Here is a 4,943-nt window from a genome sequence, read left to right on the forward strand (position 1 = left end):
GGCGGTACGTCCGCGGTGGGGGAGGCCGGCAGCCCCTCACCCAGCGCGCGCCCGACGGCGTCGACGGCGTCGGCGGCCATCCGCCGGTAGGTCGTGTACTTGCCGCCGACGACGGTGACCATGCCGGCGGGCTCGGTCACCACCGTGTGGTCGCGGGAGAGCGCGGACGTGGTGGCGGCGTCCCGCGACACCGGGGCGAGCAGCGGGCGCAGCCCGGCGAACGCGCCCAGCACGTCGGCCCGCGACAGCGGCCGGGCGAGGTACCGGTTGACGTTGCGCAGCAGGTAGTCGATGTCCTCGGGCTCCACGGTCGGCGCCCGCCGGTCGCCCGCCCACGCGGTGTCGGTGGTGCCGAGCAGCCAGTGCCCGAACCACTTCCGCAGGATGATCACCGAGTCCTCGGCGCGGGCGAGGATCCCGGTGCGCGAGTCGAACGCGGCGCGCTCGACCACGAGGTGCACGCCCTTCGCCGGCTGGACGGTGAACGTGGCCGCCCCGGCCATCGCCTGCACGTCGGCCGCCCACACGCCGGCGGCGTTCACCACGGCCGAGGCCGTGACGTCGAACCGGTCACCGGACAGCCCGTCCTCGACGGTGACGCCCGCGACCCGCGGGCCGTCCCGGAGCACGCCGACCACCGGCGCGTGGTTCAGCACGACCGCCCCGTGCGCCGCGGCCGTGCGCGCCACGGCCAGCGTGTGCCGGGCGTCGTCCATCCGGCCGTCGTAGTACTGCAGGGCGCCGGTGACGACGCCGCCGTCGAGCCCGGGGGCCTCCCGCAGCGCGCCGCGCCGGGTGAGGTGGCGGTGGTGCGGCACCCCACCGCGCCCGCCGGTGCGGCCCGCGGCCGCCATCAGGTCGTAGAGCAGCACGCCCGCGCCCATGTAGGGCCGCTCCCAGCGCTTCGTGAGCGGGAACAGGAACGGCTCGGGCGCGACGAGGTGCGGCGCCAGCGTGCGCACCATGAGGTCGCGCTCGCGCAGGGCCTCGGCGACGAGCCGGAAGTTGAGCTGCTCGAGGTAGCGCAGCCCGCCGTGCACGGTCTTGCCCGACCGCGACGACGTGCCCACGGCCAGGTCGCCCGCCTCCAGGAGCACCACCGACAGGCCGCGTGCGGCCGCGTCGAGCGCCACGCCGGCGCCGGTGATCCCGCCGCCCACCACCGCGACGTCGAACCGGCGCTCCCGGGCCGCGCCGAGCGCGGCCGTGCGGCGGGCGGGGGAGAGCCGGGCCGGCTCCCAGGCGCCGTTCGCGTTCACCGGGTCACCCCCGCCGACGACGCCTGCCGGGTGGCCCAGAACGGCTGCGCCGCCTGCACGTGGTCGAGGTAGCGCGCATAGCCCGCGGAGTACCGGTCCCGCAGGGCCGGGTCGGGCTCCACGACGTCCTGCGCCGCCGTCCACGCGCCGACGTCCAGCGCGTCGCCCCGCGCGGCCGCCGCGGCGAGCACCGCGCCGCGGGCGCCCACCTCGGGCGTGCGGGCCAGCTCCAGCGGCACCCCGAGCACGTCGGCGAACACCTGCAGCCACGGCCGCGACCGGGTGCCGCCGCCGCACGCCACCAGCCGGCCCGCCCCGCCCGTGGAATCGAAGCAGTGCCGGGCCGCGTACGCGAGCCCCTCGCACACCGCGCGCACCAGGTCCTCGCGGGTCGTCGTGAGCCGCACACCGGTGACCTGCCCGGCCGCGTGCGGGTCGACGAACGGCGCCCGCTCGCCCGACGTCGCGAAGTAGGGCAGCACCTCCACGCCGCCCGCGCCGGGTGGGCTGGCCGCCAAGGCCGCGTCGACGAACTCGACGCCGAGCCCGAGCGTGGCGAGCATCCAGTCCATCGAGGCGGTGCCGACCATCGCCGGCATCGCCCGCAGCCAACGCCCCGGCTCACCGGTGGCGACCGAGAACCCGGCCGGGTCGCCGTCGGTGGCCAGGCGGTCGACGTGGACCATGCAGCCCAAGGTCGTGCCGACGATCAGCAGCCCGTCGCCGCGCTCGAGCACCCCGCCGCCGATGGCGCATGCCGGGAAGTCGAACGGGCCGGAGCTCACCGGGAGGCCCGGGGGCAGCCCGAGCAGCGCGGCGCCGGCGTGCGACAGCTCGGCCTGCGGCACGGGCGCGACGATCGGGGCGAGCAGCTCCCTGCGGTGCGCGAGCCCGAGCGCGTCGAGGACGGTGTCGCTGTAGCCGGTGCCCGTACCGTCGCCGAAGGGCATGGAGCTGTCGCTCGGGTCGGTGGCCCGCACGCCGGTGAGGCGGGTGAACACGGCGTCCTTGCAGGTACCGGCCGTGGCAGCCCGGTCGAGCGCCTCCGGTTCGTGCGCGTCGAGCCACGCCAGCAGCGGCCCGGGTGCGCCGGGGAACAGCGTGGTGCCGTTGGCGCGGAACACCCGCTCGGTCACGCCGTCGGCGGTCCACCGGCCGAGCAGCTCCGACGCCCGCCCGTCCAGCCAGGACAGCGCCGGCCGCACGGGTGCGCCGGCGGCGTCGGTGAGCCAGAGGCCGTCGCCCTGGCCGGTCAGCGACACGACCTCCGGGGTCGCGCCCGCGGCGGCGGCGACCTCGCGGACGACCGCACCGACGCAGGCGAGCACGTGCTCGAGGTCCTGCTCCACGGCCTCGCCGGCGCCGTGTCTGAGCTCCACCGGCCGGCCCGCGACGGCGAGCGCGCCGCCCGCTTCGTCGAACAGGGCGGCCTTCACCACCGAGGTGCCGGCGTCGATGCCGAGCAACGTGCGCGCGCTCATGACTGCGTCGGCACCGTCTGCCCGTAGCTGTTCAGCTTCTCGGCCACCCGGGCGATCTCCTCGGCCGGCAGGATGTTCGGCTCGCCGAGCAGCCGGGCCTGGTAGTACATCCGGCAGACCCACTCGAGGTAGACGCTGCGCGTGTAGGCCTTGGCCAGGCTGTCGCCGTAGGTCGTGGCGCCGTGGTTCTGCAGGATGGCGCCGAACCGGCCGTCCATCGCCTTCACGCTGTTCTCGGCCAGCTCCGGGCTGCCGAACGTGGCGTACGGCGCCACCCGGACCGGCCCGCCCAGCAGCGCCACCATGTAGTGCACCGCGGGCAGCTCGTCCACCACCGCCGACAGCGTGCTGGCGTAGAGCGGGTGGGTGTGCACCACGGCCACCGCGTCGGTGTGCCGGTAGACCGAGGTGTGCATCGGCACCTCCGAGGAGGGCTCCAGCCCGTCCTCGACGTGGTTGCCGTCCAGGTCGATCACGCAGATCGACTCCGGGGTGAGGTCCTCGTAGGCCGCGCCGCTCGGGGTGATGGCGATGTGGTCGCCGGACCGGACCGAGAGGTTCCCCGATGTGCCGACGGTCAGGTCGTCGGCCTGCATCCGGCGGCAGAACTCCACGAGCTGAACGCGTTCGTCGTGCAGGAGCATGGGCTGTCCTTTCGTGGGCGGGCGCTGGTCAGCTCTCGCGCCCCGCCACCTCCACGCGCACGTCGTTCTCGCGGAGGACGGCGAGGTCACGCGCGGGGGTGGCGGGGTCGACGATCACCGAGGCGAACCGGTGCAGCGGCAGGAGCCGGTGCAGGGCGCTGCGGGTGAGCTTGCTGTGGTCGATGAGCAGGTGGGTGCGGGCGGCCACCGCGACCATCTCGCGCTTGACCGCCACGATCCCGTCCTCCTGGTGGAAGGCGTAGCCCTCGGCGACCGCGGACGTGCTGACGAATGCGACGTCGAACCGCATCGAGCGGATCGTCTCCACGCAGGTGGTGCCCAGGAACGAGTCGTGCCGGGCGTCGTAGTGCCCGCCGAGCGCGACGACCTGGACGTCGCGGAGCCGGGCGAGCTCGCCGAGCGCCGTGAGGTAGTTGGTGGCCACCGTGAGCGGGGCGAGCGTCGCGAGGTGCGGGAGCATCTGCGTCGCGGTGGTGGAGTCGTCGAGCAGCACCGACATGCCGGGCTCCACGTGGCGGCAGGCGTGCCGGGCGATCTCGCGCTTGGCCTCGACGTTGGCCTTCGCGCGGAACTCCGCGTTCGACTCGAAGATGCCGCTCGGCTGGGCGGTGGCGACGCCGCGCGCCTTGCGCAGCACGCCCTGGCGCTGCAGCTCGTCGAGGTCGCGGTGGATGGTCATGACCGAGACGGCGAACGTCTCCGCCAGCTCCTGCGCCGAGACCGAGCCACTGCTCAGCACCAGCTCGGTGATCCGGGCCTGCCGGCCGTCGGGACCGAGGGCGCGTGACCGGGAACCCTCGTCGGGCAGGACGTCGGCGGGTGCCTCCACCACGGTGCCTCCTCGGTCGGTCGTGCCGCTGCGAGACGCATCACAACCTGTCGGGCCCGATTTCGTCAAGCTTCGATGTGAACGACGCGTCTCAAAATGTGAAGTTCACGGCGACCGGGCGAGTGCCAGCGGCGAACGCCGAGGGACGCGGATAACCGCATCACGACCAGGGCTGTGAGCTTCGCATGTTGACGTGAGATGTACGCGGTCATATTGTGACGCCGCGCGCTGCCCGGTGAAGCCCGTCACAGGCCGGGGGTGCGTCGCGACCCAGCCCTGAACCCGTGAGGAGAAGCAGTGCCGGGTACTCACAACGCCGACGTCTCCTGGCTCGGGATCGATCTCGGGACCCAGGGCGTGCGCGCGGTGCTCGTCGACGGCGGGGGAGCCGTGCTCGGCAGCGGCGCCGCGCCGCTGCACCGCGACCTGCGTGACGGCGACCGGCACGAGCAGGACCCGCAGGAGTGGTGGTCGGCCACGTGCACCGCCACGCGGGCGGCCATGGCCGGGCGCGCCGGCCGGCCCGTCGGGGCGGTCGCGATCGACTCCACGTCGGGCACGCTCGTCGTCCAGGACGCCGACGGCAGGCCGGCCGGCCCGGCGCTGATGTACGACGACCGCCGCGCGGCGGCCGAGACCGCCCGCGTCCAGGACGCGGGCGCCGCGCTCTGGTCGGCGCTCGGCTACCGGATGCAGGCCAGCTGGGCGC

General features: G+C 74.9%; 5 protein-coding genes. 1 reads left to right on the top strand and 4 read right to left on the bottom strand.

Annotated elements, in window-relative coordinates; translation table 11 throughout:
• From KME75_RS39885 to KME75_RS39900, 4 genes are all read right to left on the bottom strand, one after another.
• Window positions 1-1,259: glycerol-3-phosphate dehydrogenase/oxidase (locus KME75_RS39885; RefSeq protein ID WP_219420186.1), on the bottom strand; the 1,259-nt coding region annotated here is incomplete at its 3' end.
• On the bottom strand, window positions 1,256-2,740 hold the full coding sequence (locus KME75_RS39890) for an FGGY-family carbohydrate kinase (protein WP_219420187.1): 1,485 nt from the start codon (window positions 2,738-2,740) through the stop codon (window positions 1,256-1,258). The genes KME75_RS39885 and KME75_RS39890, both read right to left, overlap by 4 nt.
• Entirely contained in the window at window positions 2,737-3,384 is a 648-nt protein-coding gene (locus tag KME75_RS39895; RefSeq protein WP_219420188.1) for a class II aldolase/adducin family protein, read from the bottom strand. Before KME75_RS39895 ends, KME75_RS39890 begins: the two co-directional genes overlap by 4 nt.
• A 28-nt stretch (window positions 3,385-3,412) precedes the next feature.
• Window positions 3,413-4,237: a DeoR/GlpR family DNA-binding transcription regulator gene (locus KME75_RS39900; protein WP_308283482.1), complete on the bottom strand. Its 825-nt coding sequence runs from the start codon at window positions 4,235-4,237 to the stop codon at window positions 3,413-3,415.
• A 294-nt stretch (window positions 4,238-4,531) separates the two neighbouring features.
• Between KME75_RS39900 and KME75_RS39905 the strand changes: the two genes are divergently transcribed.
• Window positions 4,532-4,943 (top strand): FGGY family carbohydrate kinase (locus KME75_RS39905; protein WP_308283483.1); only part of this gene is annotated, 412 nt, incomplete at its 3' end.

Origin of the sequence: Pseudonocardia nigra, from assembly GCF_019396355.1 — a bacterium.
Classification (GTDB): Bacteria; Actinomycetota; Actinomycetes; order Mycobacteriales; family Pseudonocardiaceae; genus Pseudonocardia; species Pseudonocardia nigra.

Bases quoted from the DNA above. Each gene is read 5' to 3' on its own strand.
- KME75_RS39890 (WP_219420187.1), bottom strand. From the start codon at position 2,740: ATGAGCGCGCGCACGTTGCTCGGCATCGACGCCGGCACCTCGGTGGTG.
- KME75_RS39895 (WP_219420188.1), bottom strand. From the start codon at position 3,384: ATGCTCCTGCACGACGAACGCGTTCAGCTCGTGGAGTTCTGCCGCCGG.